Source organism: Nostoc sp. LEGE 06077 (genome assembly GCF_015207705.1).
GTDB lineage: Bacteria > Cyanobacteriota > Cyanobacteriia > Cyanobacteriales > Nostocaceae > Nostoc_B.
In genome coordinates this window covers 30323-51434 of the sequence record NZ_JADEWI010000041.1, presented here as the reverse complement: position 1 = coordinate 51434, position 21112 = coordinate 30323, and the positions used below count along the sequence as shown (strand labels likewise).

The window sequence follows — 21112 nt, the reverse complement described above, 5'->3', positions numbered from 1 at the left end:
GAATGCCAATACTTATCGCCATACAGAACCAAAAGAGAGGCTCAGATAAACCAACCATTGCTATTAATCTTGGTCATACACTAAAGCTATACAGTTACACCGTGTTACCCGTAATCCCATCACGCTCATCTTGCCTCAAGCTGATGCCCGAAATAGCGTGATGTTAATACAGGAGAAAGAAAAATGTCAGAGCAAGTTGAGCAATCACAACAGCAATCACAACAGAATTACTTCCAAGCAATTGGGATGATTTCAGGAAAGATAAATTTCACTGAAGACAAGAAACTAAAGATTGAAATTGGTAAACAAGAATATCCAATCTTCTCTAAACCTAAGCCATTTGAGGCGCTGAAAATGTGTCTCAAGAAAAAAGATACTAACGAAGCTACTTTGTTGGTTTATCCAAAAGTAATTCACTTTCCTAAGCCCGACCAACCACATCAAATCTACTTTCAATTAGTGGCACACCAAGAAACCGCTTCGGGATTATTTGAAGAACTCAACAACGAAGAATTTAAGCTATCTGGAGTATGGCAGTTTATCCCTGTATGTCGAACTCCTTGCATTTCAATTTTCAAAAATTTTAACCCCGAAAGATTAGATTTTATTAAATCTGCTGAGACTTCATTAAAAGTAAAATTTATGAAAGCATCTCACTTACCAATCGTTTGGAAAGATGCTATTGTTCCGCCCTTTCGATTTAATCCTAAAGTACCTAAAGAAGAACAAGGTAAGCGTTATTTCGTACAGTTAAAAGCCAAATTTAATCCTGATAAAAATATTTTTATCTTTGATTCATTGATGGGATTACCTACTGAAGAATTACCGCATTTTCTCAAGGCATCAAAAACAGATAAGGCTACAGTGGCGGCTGAGAAAAGAAAAAGTAATCCCAATAAGAAACCAGAAGCTAAACAGGAATCAAAAACCCCATTACCAAAGCCTATAAAAAAGAAAGCTGTCCCAGAAGCAGAATAATCTTTTGTTATGTTTTTAACTTGCCATTACCCAGAATTAATGCTTTGATGATTTGAGTAAATACTCAAATGAGCGTTTACTCAAAATGCTGAGGTCAAGAAATGCCAACAGTTATCGCCGTCCTGAACCAGAAAGGAGGCTCAGGTAAAACAACCATTGCTACTAATCTTGCTCATGCACTGAAGCTAGATAATTACACAGTCTTACTGATAGATTCCGATCCACAAGGTAGTGCTAGGGATTGGAACGAGGCAAGTGGGGGTAACATAATCCCGGTTGTTGGGCTAGACCGGGAAACACTAGCTAAGGACTTGCAAGCTATTTCGCAAGGGTACGACTGGATTGTAATTGACGGTGCGCCGCAAATCGCCAAGCTTAGTGCAGCTGCGGTCAAAGCCGCTGACTTGGTTCTTATTCCTGTACAGCCTAGCCCTTACGATATTTGGGCTTGTGCTGATTTGGTTGACATAATCGCCGCACGTCGAGAAGTTACCAACGGTAAACCACAAGCCGCTTTTGTCATTAGCAGAGCAATTAAAAATACAAAGCTAAGTGGGGAAATTAATCAAGCACTAAAAGATTATGGTTTACCTGTGTTGAAGGCAGGCACAACTCAACGGGTAGTCTACCCAACAACGGCAGCAGAGGGATTAACTGTTTTCAGTGACCCAAGCAGTGATGCAGCTAGAGAAATTAATGCACTTAAAAAGGAAGTGTTGGAGGTACTCAAGCATGGTGCTTAAAGCAAAGAAAACACGACGAGACCACGAGCAGAAAAACTTGGCGATTGAGGAAGCCAGCAAGGAAGAAACCACCCGCCTCAATGCAGAAATTCCAGTCAGCTTACACAACAAAGTTAAGATGCGGGCCATAGAGGAAGGCAAAGGCAGCAGCATCACTAACATTGTGATCAAGGCACTAGAGGCATATCTTGATACCCCAGCCCCCAAAGATTGAGTAAAACCTCATCTGAGCATTTGAGTATTTACTCAAAGTAAAAATCAAGAGCGATCGCTGTCAAGGCTGCTAATTATGTAACGAATGATTGCAGACATCAGCCGATTGACCAAGTTTGTGTTGTCTAAACCTGAATTTTTTCACGGCTAAAGAGAATCAATTCAAATATAGATTTAAATCAATGGTATTTAAAATTTATGAGTCTTTTACTGATAATAAATCTAAAAGTAAGAAACAGAAGTAAGAAAAAAATTGATAGCTCTGCTAAAAAGCTCGAATAGCAAGGGTTTTGGGAGCCAATGCTGGGCAAACAACTTGCGCGGTTGTGGTTTACTACGTAAGATTTTCCTTTTTTTGGGTGCGACACGATGGCGCACGAAGGGTTGGAAGCCCCTATATATAAAGCTTCCAAAAGATGAGTGAGGAACCGATTCCTCCAGTCTGGTGTCCAAGACTGTTCCTAACCTTCCCATGCACCACTGGTAACGGCGGTGTGTGAAGCGGAAAGTAAAGCCCAAGGAAGCATTTAGCCTAAAAATGTAACCGGGCAAAGGAAAGATTGGATGGGTGAATGTAAATGGGTGGCCGCCGAGATACCTGCAAAATGGGACACGTTGTAAATAAATATTGTAGAGAAGCTCTTGTTGATTTACTAACTTGCCCAAAAATGATAGGGGATGAATAAAAATTTACTACTCAAAACCAAGCTTTTACGTTTCTTCGTCCCTTGCACTTGCCCATAAATGACTCTTTTTGGGAATGTCTTCATTTGAATAGTTAAGTAATGGTTGAGGCTGAAACAACGGTAAATCAAGGTTTTTGACGATTAACTTTACAAAACTTTACAACGTGTCCCATTTTGCGCGTATCTCGGTGGCTACCCGGATACCGTTGCGGCACATACAGGAGATATCGGGGCATCGGACTTTGGCAGCTTTGGAGCGTTATCTGGGGGTAACTGAGAAGCAGAAGCAGAACGCGATATCAGCTTTGGATTTTTGAACAAGGTCGGTAAATAGGGTTTTGACGACATTGCGGTGAAACAGCCTCACAGTAAAGGTTAGGAGCGTACTACACAGGCTAACTATGGTTTCCTGAACATAAGATACCGCAATGTTGTCAGAAAAACAGACTTTGTTGACGTAGACCCGAAGCCTAACACAGAAACGGTTTCGAGGGGTTAGGGTTAAACGGCAGTGAGAATCGAAAAATTAATTATTGACTAATACTTTTGTAAATCTGGATAAATAGTCTTAAGTTGGATCGCTTGAGGCGTATCAATTCGATAAAAGTCAATTTTTGCTTTAAACCATGTTTTTTTGCCATTCTCTAAATAAGATAAATAAAACATCGTTCCATTCATCTTAGAAGGTTTTTTTCCGTCTTCAGTTTTAATAGTAGTAGAGACATATCCATATCTTGGTTCATTGTCGTCGGTATCTAACCAGAAAAACAGTTCCCCTTCTTTCTGTTTCACTGCTGCATCATTACCTTTCCAACGAATCGCAGTGCCAACAATAGTAGGTTTATCCTTGCCACATTCTGTACGAACGATTCTATGTCCTGATAAAATTACTTCGGAAGTTCCAAACTTGTGCTTTATTCCGACAGTTCCAACTCGTATTCTGCATTTGTCCTCAGTAAAGCGAGTTTCAGCTTCATTCGTCTCAGCTTTGTAGTACCAATCGCCATCTATGTCCAACTCGGTTGGCAGCGTTGTCCTGTCAATAACAACCTCAAATCCATCTTTTGTGCTGACTTTAATACCACTAACAAGCTGACCAAGTATGAACATACCTACGATTATTCCAGCCCCACCTGATGCAAGTATGGGCCAGTTTTTGTTGAAAAAGTCGGTAGTGCGCTTCCAAATACTTATCGACATGTTTTTCTTATTTATTGTGTTTATCGTAAGTAACTAGGCGTGAATAATTATCGTTGGGATAAGGCAGGGGGCAGGGGGAAAGCAATCGCCAGAACAATCACTGCATTAATTTATACAGTTAAAATTAAAGATTTAAAATTCTTACTGTGCTAAATAATTCATAAATTATTTAGCACTTTGAGTACTTTACTAAATCTTGGTAGTTGAAATACATATACCGTAAGGTTTTAAGCTTTAAACTACCTTTTAGCGTAATGGCTAATTAAACCTCATAATTAGTTATATTTTTAACTTAGCAAAAAGTTTATGTATTTGTTTAGTACTTAATAAAATGAAACACTTACAAATATATAAAAAATATATTTGTAATTTAGTAATTTAATAACTTATATAAATTAGTAACTTAATAGAATATGTGTAAAATATTGTTTAATCCACTCACAATTTTATTTGTTTATGTCAGTAAAAAATAAAACAAACTCGGCACGGGAACCAAAGAAAAATCCTAATGAAAAAAAAGTAGTGCGAAGTTTGTCTGTCACGGACAAAGCCTGGGATGCTATCAAGGAAAAAGCAGATGCTGAAGGAGTATCAGCTTCGGAATTTATAGAAAGAGTAGGACGCGATGCCTCAGTACTTGAAACTCCACTAAATTCGCGTCTCAAAAGTTTTTTAGAACCTCCTATCCCTATCTTTTGGTCACTATCAGAAGTCATAAGACGGTTTGCAGTGCAATTATCTTTCGTAGAATCTTCTTTAGAGAGAGGTCTTAGAAAAGATGAGATTGAAGATAGGGTTTTGAAACAGAAAAATATTGTTCGTAACTATCTTTGGCGTGCCATGCTGATTATTGCCATTATTAATTACGGTATTCCTAAATTAGATGTTAATAGCATAACAAGTCTTTTAAGGTGGATTAGCTTTAAAATGATGGTATCTGAAGCACCAAAACAAAAAAAGTTTACTTCAGAGAGTGAAGTATTTATTTCAGAACAACAGATAGAGAAAGACATCAAAAATATTCAAATTTCTTTGAAAGTTTTACAAAATTTTTCTGTATCTTACTATGAAATTTTAGAAATGATTATGAACGGCAAAATGAGTTACGCTCAAATCGCCAAGTACAAAAGATTACACACTCAAAAACACTTTACTGAAGCCGAAATCAGACGAGAAGCAAGACAAGCTACATATCAACTACGTTTCTATTTTCATAAAGAAATTGTAGAAGTAGAAATTGATAAAGAATCCAACACACAAGATTCTGAAGAATCAGTGAATATGCTACAAGAATATAAAATGAGATATTATCAGTTATGCTCCTTAGCTTATCTACAAAAAAAAGACAAAGAAAATGTGGAAGAAATACTTTATAGATGTCTAACAGAACCAGAATTAGAATTTTGGATTCGGGAAATTGACCATTTAGCTGGGCATCACTTAGGAAGTTCTGAGTCTGCCCACATTAATCCCGAATACAAAGATATTCATTATGAGCTAAGAGAAGAACTACAAAAAAAAATTAAGGACGGAGAAGAAAAAGATAGTCTTCAGAATCAACTAACCGAAATGAATAAAAAATTAATGTTTTGTAAGTCTTCTCAAGAGATTGAAAATGTTGTAAATAAATTAGTTATTGAGATATCAGGAGAAACTCTTCAATTAAATGATATTAAGCCTCTGATGAAGTAAAATATAGAGTTTTTTACAACTATCCCGACATAGCAGTGAAACAGGCTCACAGTAAGAATTAACTGCCTACTACACAGGTCAACCGACACCCCCCAAGCATCCTTGACCGAATTCATGGGGTTTCAAGACTCACTCAAGTGCGAATTTCCCCATATTGCCGAATGTGTTCAACTAACCGCTTAGTTTCACCGCCTGCCAATTCTAATTCCCTAATATTACCCACCAAAATAAACATTTCCTTTGCCCTACTAACGGCTGTATTCAGTAAATTGGGTTTGCGGTTGAGGAACCAAAAACTATGCTCTTGGTGACACTGGTAAGCAGAAAAGATAATAGCTGCTTTCTCTCCTCCCTGAAAAGTGTGAACCGTGCCAATATCATCCCAAGAAAAGTTTCGCCATCGGGAAGAAAGTCGATACCTGAGCGCATTAGCTTGCTGCAAAAACGGCGACATTACCCCAATAGTCTTTGAGTTGTCATCCGAGCTAATAGAGTAACCTTGCTGAAGCAAGGATGTAATTACAGCTTCTACAGCATCGATTTCTTCTGGATTAGTGTTATGGGTGTGGCTTCCCTCGACATGGTAAGCCAATAGATGCGGTTCTGTTGCCGTCCGGTGAGCATCAGAAAGAATTTGCAGACCACCGGGATAATTGGAACTGCAAAACTGAATAATATCTGGGGTGCAACGGTAATGATTTCTCAGAATAATGCCATTGCCTAAATCGCCTTCTGTACCACTAGAGCCAGCAGCGCGATGATAAGCCGTAGCTGTGTATTTGGCAGTGGGGGCATAGCGATAATAATCTTCATTCCTCATGCCCCGCTCCAGAAAGGCAGTTTTGAAATATTGCTTGATGCTATCGTCGCTCATATTAACGATTGGCTCAATCTGTTGGGGGTCGCCTGCCACTACTGCCCGTTGCGATCGCACTAGCAAAGGAAATAATTGGTGTATAAGAGTTGTCCCCGCTTCATCCACCAGTGCCAGCTTGATGATATTAGGCTGAAGAATTGGCAACATATTACGCATTGATTGAAGGGTGGAGGTAATGACCGGGAAAATCAAGCTCAAGTCACGGTAGATGGCATCACTATCAGTTGACAGTTTTAGCAATGACTCTCCATCTCCTGCTAATACACTGCCATAAGTTTCTAATCCCCTCATTACGCTATCTTTGCGTCGGAGAGTTTCTTGTAACAGAAACGCCCAGGCACATTGAAATAGTTCTAGCTGCAATTGGTGGTAGTCACGGTAAAAACGACTGTAAAAATCCGCTTGAGGATAACTATCAAGTTGTTTTTGGATTTGTTGCTGTTGAGCCTGTTTTAGCTCTAGTTCCTTAGTTAAAACCGCTATTTGGTTTTGAATTTCAGTTACTTCCAGGTTTTGATTGCGCCATTGGCGGGACAAATCAATTTTTTGGTTAATGCTGGTGATTGCTGTGCTTAAACTAGAGGGGTCAACGGGTATTTGAAAGGGATGCGCTGTAGCTAAGGTGTTTAAAACAGCCGCGTTTATCCGATTCGCCAAACGCTGAAAAATTCGCCTGTCGGTAGTAGCATTGAGCCAGTCCAAAGCGCGTTTTGTAATAGAGTCAGAATCTTTTGGCAGTTCGCGTTCTGCTTGGAATAACGCTTCTTGTATTTGCTGGTAGGCATCAATGGGAAAATTTTCGTAAGCAGCCAAACTTGATAGCTGTTCAGTTTGGGCTTCTAACTCGGCAGACTTAGCTGCAATCTCGTTATTGAGAGATTGGATTTCTCCATTCAATTGCGATCGCTGTTCAATGTCAATAACTTTTTGAGCAGTATTCAAGCGGTCTTGCTCTTGGAGTTGTTGAATTTCATTTTCTGCTTGTAGTAATTCAAGTTTGGCTTGTTGCCAAGAATCTTGATTAAATTGAGTATGACGCAGCCAATCTTGGGTTGATTGCAGTTTGGGTAAGGTTTCCTTACGGATATTAGCTTGATTGCCACCTGAAAGATAAAACTGGTGAGCCGGAGAATTTATACTCAGTCGTTGTTGGAATTTTTTAACGGTGCTGTTATTAGCGCCGACAAAGAAGATTAAATTATTTGCATCATCAAGACCGTGAACAAGCCGTAACGCTCGATTTGCTACTTGTTGGGCTATGAGGTGCAGAAACACCTCGGTTTTTCCATTCCCCGGTGGCCCACAAACAGCAGTTAATAAGTTCTCCTGGGTGTGTTTGAGGACAGAAGCTTGAAATTCATCAGGCGGATGGGAGGGGAAAGCACCGCAGAATATGACCTCATCTCTGGGCGATTGTGGCTGACCACAAAGGTACTGCATGGCTGGGTGAGTTTCAGTTAGCCATTGTGCCTTAGAGTCAGGTTGTTGCAGTTCCTTGAATATTTCTTGTATGTCTTGCTTAAGTAAGGCGTTATAGGGTGTAAAGTCGCAGCGTAGCAAATAAGGTTGTCGAGATGTTTTGTAGTTTCCTCCTGGTAAGTCTACCAGTTCGAGAAAGTCTCGCAGCGTTGGGAATCTTCCTTTAAATGTGTCTTCTAAGAATTTTAAAATCCCTGATGCAACAATCAGTGATTCTGCTTGTTCTTCCTCTAGTTTGTATAGCCGCATTAAATTAACAATCACTGGCTGAAACTCGTATTCGGTTAAGTCCCAGCCAGTTTTGCGGTAATTCCCTTTTAAAATAGTTGAAATATCGATAGTGAACAGAGGCAGGTATTTCAGCTTTTGGTCTTTGCCCTTGCCGTTGATTATATAGATTTGTGGGAAAGCAACAGCCACCTGCACATCATTTTTGTTACCTCTAGTGGCTGCTTGTTGCTGTTGCTGAAATTGTGTAAATACTTCACTATCGAGGAGTAACTTGTTGCCAACAAGCTGGACTCCCTTATCTACTACCTTTGAATAAATATCAGAAGAACGCTCGACTTCAGCTTGAGTCAGTTCCTCTAACCTAATGTAGCCTAACCAAGCTTTTACTATCTGGAGCAGTTTTTCTGACTCTAGCATAGGGACTTAAACTTAAAAAGGAACACAAGCTAAGTATCAAAAATATTTCAATCTTCTGTTTTCTGCATCATGCTATGGGTAGGTAATGTCACTCAACATTTGTGAGCGTTTCCAGTTGCGCCAACAATTTTTCTATTTGCTTGCGTTTTTTAGGGTCTGACCAAATGCGTGATTTTCTTAACTTGGTGGTCGCAGCAGTAAAACGCTCTTTATAATTTTTCGGCTCGGTGTTTTCGGTAGACGTGGCGGCTTTCTTCTCACTAATGCGCTGTCTGATTTCGCTTAATGACCATTTGTTAGCAATAGCTTGTTCTAAAAACTCAACACGCTCATTCAACTGGGTAATTTGGGCAATGGCTTTGGCTTTGGTGTACTCAAGTGAACCTTCCCTTAGTGCATCAAGGATATCTTCTGGAAGGTTGAGCAGTGGCAGGCGGTTATTAGCAAATGATTCCCAAGTCATTAAACCTAAGCCTTCAAACACTGCCTCAACAACTTTGAGGTCTGAATTTACTGAGGGTGAGCCTTGCTGTTCATGGTCTCCGCCTTTTCCAATAACGTTATTGGAAGTTTTTTCTGAGTTCGATTCCTGTTCCCCAATAACATTATTGTCATCATCTAATTTCTCGGATTCATCTTTGACAACATCATCCGAACTCGCATCATCTGAAGCTGATTCTGGTTTTCCAATAACGTTATTGGAAGACAAGGCAGCTTCTTTACGTTCGTGTTGCAAGCGGCGTAATAATGGGGGTATATCCTCAACGCTTCGACCTAGTTTAAGAGCCAGCAAATGCAGGATGCCTTCGGTTTCTTCAACTGGGTTCAGGTCTTCCCGCAGCAAGTTTTCTATCAGTGCCAGTTGAAAAGCTGCATTGTCGTCTAATTGCCTAATGACAACGGGGACTTCTTTTAAACCAATCTCTTGGGCGGCACGATAGCGACGTTCTCCTGCAACTAATTCGTGTTTTTCTCCATCCAGGGGGCGGACTAACAGAGGTTGCAGGATGCCATGCTGCTTGATGGATTCTGTTAACTGCTTTAACGCTTCTGCGTCAAAGTAACGGCGCGGTTGATTCGGGGGCAGAACAATCTGGTCTAACGGCATGGCTTGGGGAGAACCAGCATTCAATCCGCCTGTGGTGTCCCAAGGTACTTCAATTTTGCTTTTGAGGGGTCGGGTGGTTTTGGTGCGTGTCATTTTAATGATTCTAAGCTAAGGGCTATTTTTTTCAAGATGGCAACAGATGGGTGCTTTGGGTCATAAACTGCCAAAGGCATTCGTTCCTCTGAAGCATCAACAAAAGCGGTAGAGCGAGGAATTGGGGCAAAGACTGTTCCGGCGCTTGCTAGTTGTTCGGTGATGGCTGCTAAGGTACGAGTGTCTTGAGAGTTACGGGCATCATATTTTGTGGGTACAAACCCAGCGATTTGTAATTTACGGTTGGGCTTATTGCGGACGGTAGCGACAGTTTTTAATAATTCGCCTGTACCCTCAAAAGCTTTGAAATGGGTTTCTAGAGGAACGAGAACATGGGTGGCAGCAACCAGAGATATGTAAGAGAGTAAACCTAAACTTGGAGGGCAATCTATTAAGATAAAATCGTAATCTGGTTCAATTGGTTCGATGGCTTCTCTGAGGCGGAAATCCCGCATGGAAGCACTAACCAATTGCATTTCTGCCGTAGCCAGAGAGATGTTAGCCGGGGCTAAATCCATGCCATGAATCCCTTCATGAATTGGCAAGGGTTGTTCATCCACAATGGCATTGTTGACAGTTCGCTCTATGTCTCTTGGAACCAAGCCCATAAAGATAGTTAAGCTGGCTTGGGGGTCGATGTCGATCAGCAGCACACGATGATTCAGTTGTGCTAGTTGGTAGCCCAGGTTTTGGGTAAGGGTGGTTTTGGCAACACCTCCCGCCTGATTAAAAACTGCGATGATTCGGCTCATAAGTGAGTTGGTTTACTGCACCGTTACAACCTAAGATAACGGTGATATGTAAATTTGCAATGTTTATTTTTATATTGGGTAAATCTCACCACCAATATACAATTCATCCGCAGTTAAATCTCTAACTACGGTCAAGGCTGATTTTACGATTGTTATGCTGTTTACGCTACAGGTGGTGGAATTTCTGTAAGAGTCATTCTATTTGACTTATCTAGGCAACAATAGATTTTTTTCAATATCTTGCCGCACTTTAAGCGTAACGTAGCAATCACTATTAATAAACGTCATCAAAAGCCTATTGGCTTCGTGATACTCTTTAAGTAATTCCATCTCCTCACTTGTAAAACCTTGCTCACAAGAGGTTTTAGAATCTTGAAAAAGAGAAAAATATAAGGCTTTCAGTGCTGCTTGGTAAGGTACATCCGCAGGAAGAGATTTTTGTTTTATCTGCGTCAAGAAAGCACATAGCTTATCGCTATTTTTATGATTTTTTATCTTCTCATCTGTTCGTTGTTTCATTAATTGAAACAGACGATCTGCACTGGGTAGCATTCCAACTGCAAGTAGAATAACCTCTCTCCATCGTTTTTCCGTCATGTGTTCCACTAAATATCCTAAGAAATCTTCCAAAGCTTTCGGATCTGATATAGTAACAGTTCTCCTAGCAGTAAAATACTCATGAAAAGTCAAATGCGAGAAAGAATATATTCCTTTTGCTCTTTCTACTAACAAACCATGCTGTGCTTCAATTGATTTCAAAACCACTTCACTGTCAAAATGTAAAGCTTGTGAATTTGTTCTAGCTCCAGGCAAATTTTGAATGTATTCAGCTATATATAGCTCGGCTTGTTTTTGCTTAAAGAAATAATCTTTCTTGTTAAAAGTTATCCAAGCGATATGGCTTAGTAAATCTTCTTTACGAGCTGTAGATAGCCTTCTATAAACAATATCTCGTTCAATACTACGTTCGGCATCCCATTTTTTTAATAAAACTGAAACACCTTCTTCATAAAGTTCAGAACGATTTGTGGGAAAATCAGAAGATGTTTCAAATACCAAACAAAATAAAGTTAACAGCAAAGGATTAATGGCTAATTCTTTAACTGATCTTTGATTGTCTAGTTTCTGAATAAAATCTTTCCCTCTTAAAGGGTTCTTGCGCTGAAACCATTTTTGAGAGAAAATTTTAATTTGTTTATCATCAAAATCCGCAACCTCGACTTCTGTAAATTCTTTAAAGTAAAACTCTCTTGCTGCGATACGACAAGTAATGATGAAGTTATTGCTATAATTTTTATTTGAATTTCGATCTGATAAAAAATTTAGCCCTTGATCTATTTGTTCTGATAAATCTGGGTAAACTTTATTAAAATTTTCACTTATTTTGTTTTTTATTTGATCTCTGCTTCTACCATTAAGATCCTTATCCAATCCTTTTTTATCTAAATATTTCAGGGCTACTATGTCCTCAAAGATAATTGAACAGTTAATTTCTTCCAATAGAATGAAAAGAGAATCTTTACTTGTTCTAGATAATCTCCTTTCAGTCTGTATTTCTTCTAATTTACTGAATTTTGCTGTTCTTTCAGCCAGGAAGTTTCTTTGATCAATTCTGAAATCTTCAGAGAAGAAGTACTGACGAGAAAATTCTTCAACATCCTTTGAAATTCTTTTTCTATCTTCTTCCCTTACTTCATCTAAGCCGTCGAGTAATATTAACAACCTACGATTGACTAATAATTTATTGAATTCTTCCTCAGTTACCTCATAGAAGGTAAACATTTTTTTAATATATTCAAGCAGTGTAGGTTTATTTATTGTTTCAGCAAAGTCTTTAAGAGTAATAAAAATTGGAATTTTTTGAGCTTGAAATTCTCCTCGAATACATTGAATTGCTAAATACTTCAGGAATGTTGTCTTTCCAGCACCAGGCTTTCCTAAAACCATTAACTTAGGATATCGCCTTACCACATCCAAACCTGGTACTCGTTTTTCAACAACTCTACTCAACCCACAACGTTCAAAATCTTCTGATTCTGGATCAAAATCCCTGAGTAATTCACTAAGTTCTAGTCGCCTATTTCCTGTAATTGTATCTAGGATATTGACATCGGTATAAATATCTTCTAAACCAATTGGTTGGTTCATGTCTAGCACTCGCATCTTGCCACATTGTTCTTGAATATCAGGTCGAAGTCTAAGCCGAATCCTTACTACCAGATTTTCAATTTCTAACAGATCATTGCTATCTGTTTGACTTGAACCCGTAGGGGCTGGAGGCAGTCCTGAAATCTCTTCCCAACTTAGTTCTAAGGCTTTGCAGATTGCTACAAAATATCGCCGATCAACTGGTTTACCTGTAAAGAATTTGTGAATTACCTGAATGTCGATGCCCTGAGTTGCTACTTTTCCAGCAACAGTAGTACACTCAGCTAATTCTTGGCGGCTCCAACCCTTACTGGTTAGTGCCGTCTCTGCTTTTGTAATACCTGCTTCAGTAGCTTTGAGTGATCGTCCTACCATAATCTGATTGAGACATTACACCTGTTATAGCAATTCTCAAACTCAACTCATATCAAAAATCAGCATAAGTGATACCGCTTAGAATGCTTACATAGACTGAACTTCTAATTCACATTCTATAAGATAGACGCATTGTCATTAATGAGGTTATGCGTAGGATGAACAACAAAACTATACATCCTTTCCAGCAGGTCTTTTTTGCAGTCATCTTTCTCACTATCCTCTCTGGTGGTTCTTCAGTTTTGTTAGCCTTTCAAAAGGAACTCTCTCCTGAGCAAACTCGCGTATTTGAAATTTGCAACACTACATGGAATATGGGCATTGGTGCTATTTTTGGGCTTTTGGGAAGTAAGGCAACTAACTTGTTTAGCACAGATCAAAAGGAAGGTGAGGAATGAAGTAACGGGTCGATTAGTTCTTGCAATTAGCTTTGAACTACCCTCAACTGCTTTAGCTGGGTTGCATGAGTAAGGTGCAATATAGCACAATGACCCCGTTTATAGTTCTGTCAACTCCAAGATTTAAGAACTCGTTGCGAATCATGCGGCAACGCGGAGTCTTCGGGGCGGGCTTGCGGGACTAGTCAGCCCAACGATTGATAACTCTGCCCGTCCAGAAGACCGCATGAGTCGAGCGATAGCGGCAACGAGTTCGTCGGCGCAACACGACTCATCGACTAAAACCCCTAGAACGTTGTTTCTGCTGTTCGATTTCTCGCTGCTTCGCTTCAATCAAAATCTCATTCCAAGTCATCCCAGACGGTTCAACTCTTTTAGCCTGCGGTAGCATTTTTTGAACGACTTGCGCTGTTTCATTGCCGTGTTCATCGTTATTAAATGCCAAAGAAATTCTGTTCACATTCTTGAGCAATTCAAGGGGCAACGAGTTCGGATCATCAACAGCCATATACATTGTTCTGACTGGTGGTTGTCCTTTGTGTGCATCCCTATCAATATGTGCAATTGACAGTGCCTCAATTGGAGAATCGCACAAAATAACTCTCTCGATTTGGGAGTCAGGCTCTCCACCCAATTTTAGGTAAAACCATCCCTTTGAGCGATCGCTATTTTCAGGGTACTCTATGCAGCGATTGTCTTCTCGATGGGTATCCCAAACCAGTGCGCCTGACTTTTCACCATTGAGTAAACGCTTAATAAATACCACACGATGCTGCTGCTGTTGGTCGATGTAACCTAAGCCCTGGCGTTGTAATGGCTCTACAAGAAAATTGGTTAAACCGCGTTTTTGAGTGAGGTAATTTTGCAATACTGGGCGTAAACTTTCATCTTCTGGTGGTGGCTCCCATTGAGTTTGTTTAAGTTCAATCTCTTGAAGAAACTTTTCTACCTGCTCAATTGGCAGTGGAACAGAAGGAATCAACAGAACTACGTTAATGCGCTCATCATCACGTTCTGGCTGGTAGTCAATTTCTTTATGCTTTTGTAATCCTGGGAAGGTGTAGGCAGGCCCCAAGGAAGTACCGCTAAATTTTTGGTCATTCCACGAATAAGAGATGCCTTTACTTTTCCCATTGCGTGTTACACCGTGACGTACTTCTACACCCAACAGTTGCAATCGTTCTATCAGTTGGGGCATGGTTGGCTTGTCTATTGCGGCTCGGTCGATTAGTTCAATTAGTTGGCTTTTAATTGGCTTTTGGGGAACTGTTTCTCTTAAACCCTGTTCATACTCGCGTTGTTCTCTTTCAACTCGTTGCTGTTGCCCTATACTTGGTGCGCGGTTCAGTTTCTCTTTACTACTAATAGTCTGCTGTAAACCGTACTCCATCTCAAGCTGGCGAATGATTTTTTCTGAGCGTACATACTCCCAACTATCACTGGTAATTTTGCCGTCATCTAAACTAATTCTGCTGGCGCAAATGTGTATATGATCATGGTCGTGGTCGTTGTGGCGATAGATGGCATATTGATTAGATGTATAACCCATTGCCACCATATACTTATCGGCAATCTCGCACCAAGTATCATTGTCTAGCCTTTCACCTGGGGATAGTGAAAGCGAAACATGGTGAACTACTTTCATAGCTTCTGGATTTAGTTGTCGAGATAGTCGGAATTCTTTGGCTAATTCACGAGCATTTCTCCCAAACATATTGCCACCGATTAAAGATGACTCTTCTCGATTTGAGAGATATTCTAAGAGTCCGCGAAAGCTTTTACCTTTGGTTTGGTTGCCAATCATTTTTACTTCCACTCCTCGTTATCTTCATCGTCAATGTCATCGTCATCAGTGACTTCAGTTTCAATAGAAGATAATTCCCGACCAATTTGTTGTAGGAGTAAATGTAGTTGTTGTAATTGTTGCAGATCTGCTGGTGGTCGCAATCCCATTTTTAGGGCAGCGTTTGTTGCTCTGGTGAGTTGATTAATGTTGTTGCCGATGTGGACTAATTCTCTATAAGTTGCCAGGGTTATTTTACTCAGTCGTCTTGGTAGTGGTTTTAGTAATGCGCTGCGTCTTGTGAACTCTGCCACACTCAGTCCCGCGTCTTGTGCTTTTTGCTTAATCATCTCGTGTTCGATTGCGTTGACACGAGCTTCCAATGTCTTAGTACGAAGCAGGTTTTTTGACAGTTTTGGGCGCATAACTGCAACAACTAGAGGGGGTTTCCAAAGCGGGGACACTTCCCCCTTTGGCAAGTCTGTCGTCCGAGCGTAGCGAGGTTTGCCGCAGGCAAAAGACACGGCTTGCTTCTGGCCAGATTTTGGGGGTGAGGTTGCCAGCCCCCAGGAGCCGAGGGGCGGCGTAGCCGTGCTGCTGTCAATGCTACAACGTACAGAGAGATATATCAACGGCGTAGCCGGAATTTTCAAAAATCGAACAGGAGGTAAGTTCTGGTTCGGCGTAGCCGCTACAGGGAAGTAAATACAGCGAAGCTGCTATATGAAAATTCTAGATTCAGCGTAGCTGTAATAGTTAGATTTTTTGGCTTAGATTGAAGGATAATAACAGCGAAGCTGGCACACAGAAAAATAGTGAGAGCGAAGCTGTAATACAAATTGATAATTCGGCGTAGCCGTAACAGTCGATTTTTTTAAAGCATTAGGTTGGGTAAAAATAAAGGCGTAGCCGTCAAACTAAAAGCTAGTTCGGCGTAGCGGTAAGTCAATTTTTTTGAGGATTTTGAATCAGATATTTTCAAACAAGAGATAATTATCAGTTAATTGATAGTCATGAAATAACCATGAGTGAGCATCAGAATTCAGAAGCAATCACTAAGGGCAAGATTGATAAGGCCATCGAACTGCTAAAAGGACAGAAGCCAAAAGAGCGAGAAGATATCTCTGACAGAGAAGCAATTCGTCAGATGAGGCGGTACATTGAGAAATTGACTTCTGACAAGTATGGCTACACTTACGATGAAGTGTCGGAAATGTTGAAGGGTCTGGGGATTAATTTGACTGGCAGCAGAATCAAATATTTAGTAGGCGAGTTGAAGAAAAGCAGCCGTCGCCGTCACAAGGCAGAGCCAAGCAGCAACAGTAGTACGTCAGAGAATGAGGCTACTGAAAATCAGTCAGCAGTTATTGAAAGCAGCGAAGCTGAAGAAGCCCCTGTAAAAAGTACGAAGGGCAAGAAGAAATAACAGCAGGCAATTTGCAGTGTTGACAAAATATAAACGAATAACTATTTCAGACAAGGAGTAATTGCAATTAATGGTTAGTAGAGAAGAGGCACTAGAGAAGACAAAAACAATTTTTAATACTGCTTCTGATTATTTTGATGCTCCGGCTTTATCTTTCTGGAATCGTTTTGGTCGAAAAACTATTGAGCGGATCTCATTGAATAAAGGCAATTTCGTATTGGATGTTTGTTGTGGAACTGGTGCTTCTGCAATTCCAGCAGCAGTAAGTGTAGGCTCTAATGGTCGAGTTTTAGGGATAGATATTGCTGAATCTCTGCTGGAACTGGCGCGTCATAAGTCACAACTTCAAGGTCTTGATAATATCGAGTTTCGCTCTGGGGATTTTGAGAATTTAGGTTTAACATCTTCAAGCTTTGACGCGGTTGTTTGTGTTTTCGGGATTTTCTTTGTTCCTGATATGGTGGCAGCAGTTCAAGAACTTTGGCGGATGGTTCGCCCTGGTGGAAAACTAGCGATTACCTCTTGGGGAAAGAAGGTTTTTGAACCGGGTAATCAAATATTCTGGGATGCGATTAAGACTGAACGCCCGGATTTATATCGGAGTTTTACACCGTGGGATAGGATTGCAGATCCGGCTTCGCTGCAAGCACTACTAGAAGCAGGTGGCGCGACACAGGTTGAGGTTTTTGAAGAACTAGGCACTCATGAACTGACTAGCGCAGAAGATTGGTGGACAATCGTTTTAGGTGGGGGATTCCGAGGTACAATCGACCAACTTGAGCCTACGGCAAGAGAACGTGTTCGACAAGCAAATTTAGAATATCTGCGGACTAATAACGTTCATTCACTGTCAGTAGATGTCTTGTATGCCATAGCGCAAAAATTATAATAACCGGGGAATGAGCTAAATTAAAGACGACAATGAACAGCACTGCAATTAAATCTTGAGTGCCTATATTAATTCCACAATTTCTAGGGTTTCTTTCACATTCAATCGACTGGTATAAGTTCAGAAATGTCATGCAAAATGACAGCATTGTTAGTTAAGTTATGGCATCTAGCTCTATTGTCTAGAGTCAAGCTCTGAACCTGAAATTGGTCGTCAACTCCAGCAACTGTCACAACACAGCCAATTAGTTTATTTGCAATAGATTCGGGTCTTTGTAGGTTTGGATCTCCCAGAGTGTTTTTAGTATTAAAAGGCATACCAGATCCAGACAATTCACCATGCTCATGAAGCTGTTCGCGTCGTGTGGCACGTCTCTCTAAAACGGACATTAGGCTGTGCCAAACTTCAGCATCAAGTCGGCAGACTTTGATTTTTTGCTTTTCAAAACCCGGCTCAAACCTCGACCAACGAAATGCAATTTTAATTCCGAACTGCGAGAGCAGCTGATGTACAACCTGCATATCACTCATTTTTTCGCTGATGGTGCGGTTGAGGTGAGTGAGTATTTCCGGGGCATAAAGGCGTATTTTATCGGCGTAGGGTTTGAGGTCGGCTTTCGTCCATTCTTTATGAGGATCTAAAAAATCGTTTAATCCTATTGCTTCTCGAATTTGTCGCCGCAGTGCTGTACCGGAGATATCCCACGGGCAAACACCTTGATTCCAAGAGGCTTGTTTTTCTAATGATTTGGCTGTTTTATCGAGTGATAATTCGGGATTGAGTTGCGCCTCTAAGTTGAGCAGTTCTCCGCGTCGTTGGCCGTTTTTATCCCACAGCACATCTTCTACTGTTAGCTGGTCTAGAGAGTAAAAGTCTTTGAGATAAAATTTTGTTACCGCTAGTGTATCTTCTGGTGAGATGGCTTCAAGGGATTCCAAAACTACCACCTCTGCATAAGTTAAATCGGCGGCGTTTACAAGATTTTGAGCTTCCTGCAATTGAATTTCATCTTTGGCTTCTTTTAATAACACTTTGACTGCTGATTGGGATTGTCGCTGATCGATTTTGATGTGATGCCCTTCGTGTTTGAGTCGAATTAATAGCGCATCAGCAAGATTCATCATCGAATAATTCTGCTCGGCACTAATCCGGGCATAGAGATTAATATGGGGGTTATCTTGCCAGTTGTAATTGGCAATTTCTCCCACAACGTCAGGTCTGAGGTTGGAACGAACTAAGCTAACGGTGGCATCAGTTCTTTGTTTTAATTGGTTTTTAATTTCGAGAGAATTGGTTGAGCGGGAAACTTTACAGTAATTTGTACCACGTTTGGCACACCAAACCACACGTTCTACTGTGTCGCGGACACGAATTAAAGATTGGGACATATCCGCGTCGGTGGATGATGCGCCTGTGAAAATGCCATAGACTTTTTCAATGACATCTTTTAGTTCAATGCTGACTCCCGTGGCAATTGTGGGCGTACAAATAATCACGTCATATAATCCTTGGGCAATGACAGCATCGGGTGTTTTCATAAACCGTTTTTCAACGGTATTGCCGCTAGTTTCGGAGTTAATTAACAGGATTCTGATTTCTGGGATGGCTTTTTGCAGCAGTCGCGCTGTTGTCTTGCTGGTGGCTTTGCTATCTGTAGTAACATACAGCGTCTTGCCTGCTTTTAGTTGACGGGCATCAGCAATTAAATCGTTAATGATCGCTGATTTATCTTTAGCTTGAATAAAAGTTACATGGTACGGTTGCGGCTGATAGTCGTTGCGAATTAAGAAAATGGGTGTACCATCTCCCCTGAGTTCTTTGAGGTAGTGTAGGGTCTGGTTATTTAAATCGGCATCAGCAACAATAATCCTCCTGGCCACTTTAATTAATTCGCCAAACCTGGCCAGTAATGCGGGGCGTTTGCCGTTGCGGTCGCAGGTGCTAGAGGTGAGTAAGTGACGTACTACCTGGACAATTTCATCAATGATTAAGTCACAGCCAACAAATTTTTGTGGGTCGATCGCTAAGAGGGAATCAACACAAAAACCAATTCTCAGGGTGTAAGCTGCGCCTTTAATAAAATTGCCGTTGAATTTATCTAAATCGCCACGGTAATCTAAGTTAGCCCTGGCACATAAATTTTGTGACAGGGCAATTCTGTGACTAGCAGATAAGACTTTCTCTGATTTAGCCGTGGTTAGGGCGATAAACTTAGTTTTACCTGTCCCCTTGCCCGAATCGATGGCAATAATTCCTGACTGGGGTAAATCTTTGATTGACAAGGTGGATAAGTCAACTGTGGTCAGTTGTAATGAGGGTTCGTAAGTTAAACGATGTTCTAAGCGTTGCCACAGTTGCCAATGTGTAAGTGGTAGGGCTTGATTTAAGGAGGTTGACCAAGCCTTCATTCCTGCGTTAACTATTAGGTCATCAACACCTTTACACAATCCTTGTTGACCGTTCCAAATGGCGATATCAATCTTGCTGCCTGCTGCCATCAGTAATCGGCTAAAGCGATATATGGCAGCGTTTACCCGTTTCTGGGTGGCTGTGTTTGTGTCCTGGTCAAAGGCTAGGGTAATGTGTCTGTCTTTAACAGCAAACCGCGCTATGTCAGGGATGAGATAGGGAGTGATCGGGTTGCCTAGTGAGTCCTTGGTGCGGTAGCCACCGTTAACACCATAAAGGGCAATGGCAACGTATCCCTCTGACAACAGGCATAAGGATTTTTTACCACCTTCTGTCATGATGATCTCGATTTCTGGGTGAAGTTCTAGCCAGTTCCAAAAACTTTCGCCTGCTGGTGGCACTTCGACGTTGTAGCGTAGGGCAATTAAGCGTCGAGTTTCTCGGTTAATGGTGGGGAGATAGGCGCGTGAACCGTTGCCAGTTGGGGTTTCGTATTTTTGCAGTTTGCCTTTTTTCGTGTCAGTCCTGGGGGTACTGAGTTTGGCTTGCCAAGGGCTGCCATCTTCGTTTAGCAGTAGTGCGGCGTAAAGTGTGGGTTTGGCTTGATGTCCAAATCTGGTGTATTTCCAGTTAAGTGCATCGTGTATTGGGGTGGCGACCTCCCCGCCTGCACTGATTTCTAAGTCGCTGATGATGCGGATATTTTCTGTGTAGAGTTCTGGGGCGATCGCGCTCCCGGCAATAAATTCTTTCTCAATTCGGCTAGTAAACTCCTCGATGCTCTCGACTGGCAATAAGTTTTGAGCAGATGGTAGAACACTTGATAAACTTTTCAATTTCTTTCTCCAAGCTGGGTTGACATTGCCCTCGCTCAGAAAAGACTGTTGTTAAACTTTTATCTACAGAACAGTTGGCGTAACTTGTGCGGTAGATGGTTAAGAATCAAGTAGTTGCCCTAAACTTTTCATGCCTATTTTTTCATCTCAATCTGTTGGAAATAAAGTGATAGACACTTATAATCAAAGAAAGGCTCCACTTGATTCAATTCCTGTGGGGGTTTTACACTCTGTCTTTCCTGGTGGGGTGGACGCGTGGTAGGTGTTGGACGCACCGAATCCACAAAAAATGAGCAAAATCAAATGAGTAATTTGAGCCTAAGTCTGTGAGTTCGTACCTCGCAGACTTTTTGGCTTATTAGCTCAATTTCTTAAAGAT

The 21112-nt window shown here is 40.9% G+C and carries 15 protein-coding genes; 7 read left to right on the top strand and 8 right to left on the bottom strand.

All coding sequences use genetic code 11. The annotated features are described in order from the left end of the window. The first annotated feature begins 183 nt into the window (after positions 1 to 183). The 3 genes from IQ244_RS22400 (at position 184) to IQ244_RS22390 (ending at position 1935) form a co-directional block, all read left to right on the top strand. Positions 184 to 978 carry a hypothetical protein gene (locus tag IQ244_RS22400; protein ID WP_193898094.1) on the top strand — a complete coding sequence of 265 codons (795 nt, stop codon included), beginning with the start codon at positions 184 to 186 and terminating at the stop codon, positions 976 to 978. A 101-nt stretch (positions 979 to 1079) separates the two neighbouring features. After that, positions 1080 to 1721, top strand: coding sequence for a ParA family partition ATPase (gene parA / locus IQ244_RS22395; RefSeq protein ID WP_193898092.1), 642 nt, complete (start codon positions 1080 to 1082; stop codon positions 1719 to 1721). Further along, positions 1711 to 1935: a hypothetical protein gene (locus IQ244_RS22390; RefSeq protein ID WP_193898090.1), complete on the top strand. Its 225-nt coding sequence runs from the start codon at positions 1711 to 1713 to the stop codon at positions 1933 to 1935. Before parA ends, IQ244_RS22390 begins: the two co-directional genes overlap by 11 nt. 1222 nt (positions 1936 to 3157) lie before the next feature. Here the strand turns inward: IQ244_RS22390 and IQ244_RS22385 are convergent. Beyond that, positions 3158 to 3820 carry a hypothetical protein gene (locus IQ244_RS22385; RefSeq protein WP_193898088.1) on the bottom strand — a complete coding sequence of 221 codons (663 nt, stop codon included), beginning with the start codon at positions 3818 to 3820 and terminating at the stop codon, positions 3158 to 3160. A gap of 456 nt (positions 3821 to 4276) precedes the next feature. Between IQ244_RS22385 and IQ244_RS22380 the strand changes: the two genes are divergently transcribed. Next, positions 4277 to 5512 (top strand): hypothetical protein, encoded by a 1236-nt coding sequence (locus IQ244_RS22380; RefSeq protein WP_193898086.1) that lies wholly within the window; start codon positions 4277 to 4279, stop codon positions 5510 to 5512. A 133-nt stretch (positions 5513 to 5645) separates the two neighbouring features. Here IQ244_RS22380 and IQ244_RS22375 read toward each other — a convergent pair whose 3' ends face one another. The 4 genes from IQ244_RS22375 to IQ244_RS32625 form a co-directional block, all read right to left on the bottom strand. After that, positions 5646 to 8516 carry a DEAD/DEAH box helicase gene (locus tag IQ244_RS22375; protein WP_193898084.1) on the bottom strand — a complete coding sequence of 957 codons (2871 nt, stop codon included), beginning with the start codon at positions 8514 to 8516 and terminating at the stop codon, positions 5646 to 5648. An 88-nt stretch (positions 8517 to 8604) separates the two neighbouring features. Continuing rightward, entirely contained in the window at positions 8605 to 9717 is a 1113-nt protein-coding gene (locus tag IQ244_RS22370; RefSeq protein WP_193898082.1) for a ParB/RepB/Spo0J family partition protein, read from the bottom strand. Then, on the bottom strand, positions 9714 to 10469 hold the full coding sequence (locus IQ244_RS22365) for a ParA family protein (RefSeq protein ID WP_193898080.1): 756 nt from the start codon (positions 10467 to 10469) through the stop codon (positions 9714 to 9716). Before IQ244_RS22365 ends, IQ244_RS22370 begins: the two co-directional genes overlap by 4 nt. A 207-nt stretch (positions 10470 to 10676) precedes the next feature. Beyond that, positions 10677 to 12992, bottom strand: coding sequence for an NACHT domain-containing protein (locus IQ244_RS32625; RefSeq protein WP_228059075.1), 2316 nt, complete (start codon positions 12990 to 12992; stop codon positions 10677 to 10679). 158 nt (positions 12993 to 13150) lie between these two features. Here IQ244_RS32625 and IQ244_RS22355 point away from each other — a divergent pair, with 158 nt between their 5' ends. Further along, the gene (locus tag IQ244_RS22355) at positions 13151 to 13390 is read left to right on the top strand and encodes a hypothetical protein (protein ID WP_193898078.1); all 240 of its coding nucleotides are present in this window, start codon (positions 13151 to 13153) and stop codon (positions 13388 to 13390) included. Between the two features lie 271 nt (positions 13391 to 13661). On the opposite strand, the gene IQ244_RS32620 is transcribed toward IQ244_RS22355, so the two are convergent. Together IQ244_RS32620 and IQ244_RS32615 are read right to left on the bottom strand one after the other, a co-directional pair. Further along, positions 13662 to 15194 (bottom strand): relaxase/mobilization nuclease domain-containing protein, encoded by a 1533-nt coding sequence (locus IQ244_RS32620; protein ID WP_228059074.1) that lies wholly within the window; start codon positions 15192 to 15194, stop codon positions 13662 to 13664. Between the two features lie 2 nt (positions 15195 to 15196). Then, positions 15197 to 15826: a MobC family plasmid mobilization relaxosome protein gene (locus IQ244_RS32615; protein WP_228059073.1), complete on the bottom strand. Its 630-nt coding sequence runs from the start codon at positions 15824 to 15826 to the stop codon at positions 15197 to 15199. Positions 15827 to 16197: 371 nt separating this feature from the next. On the opposite strand from IQ244_RS32615, the gene IQ244_RS22340 reads away from it, so the two are divergent. After that, positions 16198 to 16599 (top strand): hypothetical protein, encoded by a 402-nt coding sequence (locus IQ244_RS22340; RefSeq protein WP_193898076.1) that lies wholly within the window; start codon positions 16198 to 16200, stop codon positions 16597 to 16599. A gap of 70 nt (positions 16600 to 16669) precedes the next feature. After that, on the top strand, positions 16670 to 17488 hold the full coding sequence (locus tag IQ244_RS22335; protein WP_193898074.1) for a class I SAM-dependent methyltransferase: 819 nt from the start codon (positions 16670 to 16672) through the stop codon (positions 17486 to 17488). A gap of 101 nt (positions 17489 to 17589) precedes the next feature. Here the strand turns inward: IQ244_RS22335 and IQ244_RS22330 are convergent, their stop codons facing one another. Continuing rightward, positions 17590 to 20733: a plasmid replication protein, CyRepA1 family gene (locus IQ244_RS22330; RefSeq protein ID WP_193898072.1), complete on the bottom strand. Its 3144-nt coding sequence runs from the start codon at positions 20731 to 20733 to the stop codon at positions 17590 to 17592. Positions 20734 to 21112: the final 379 nt, after the last annotated feature.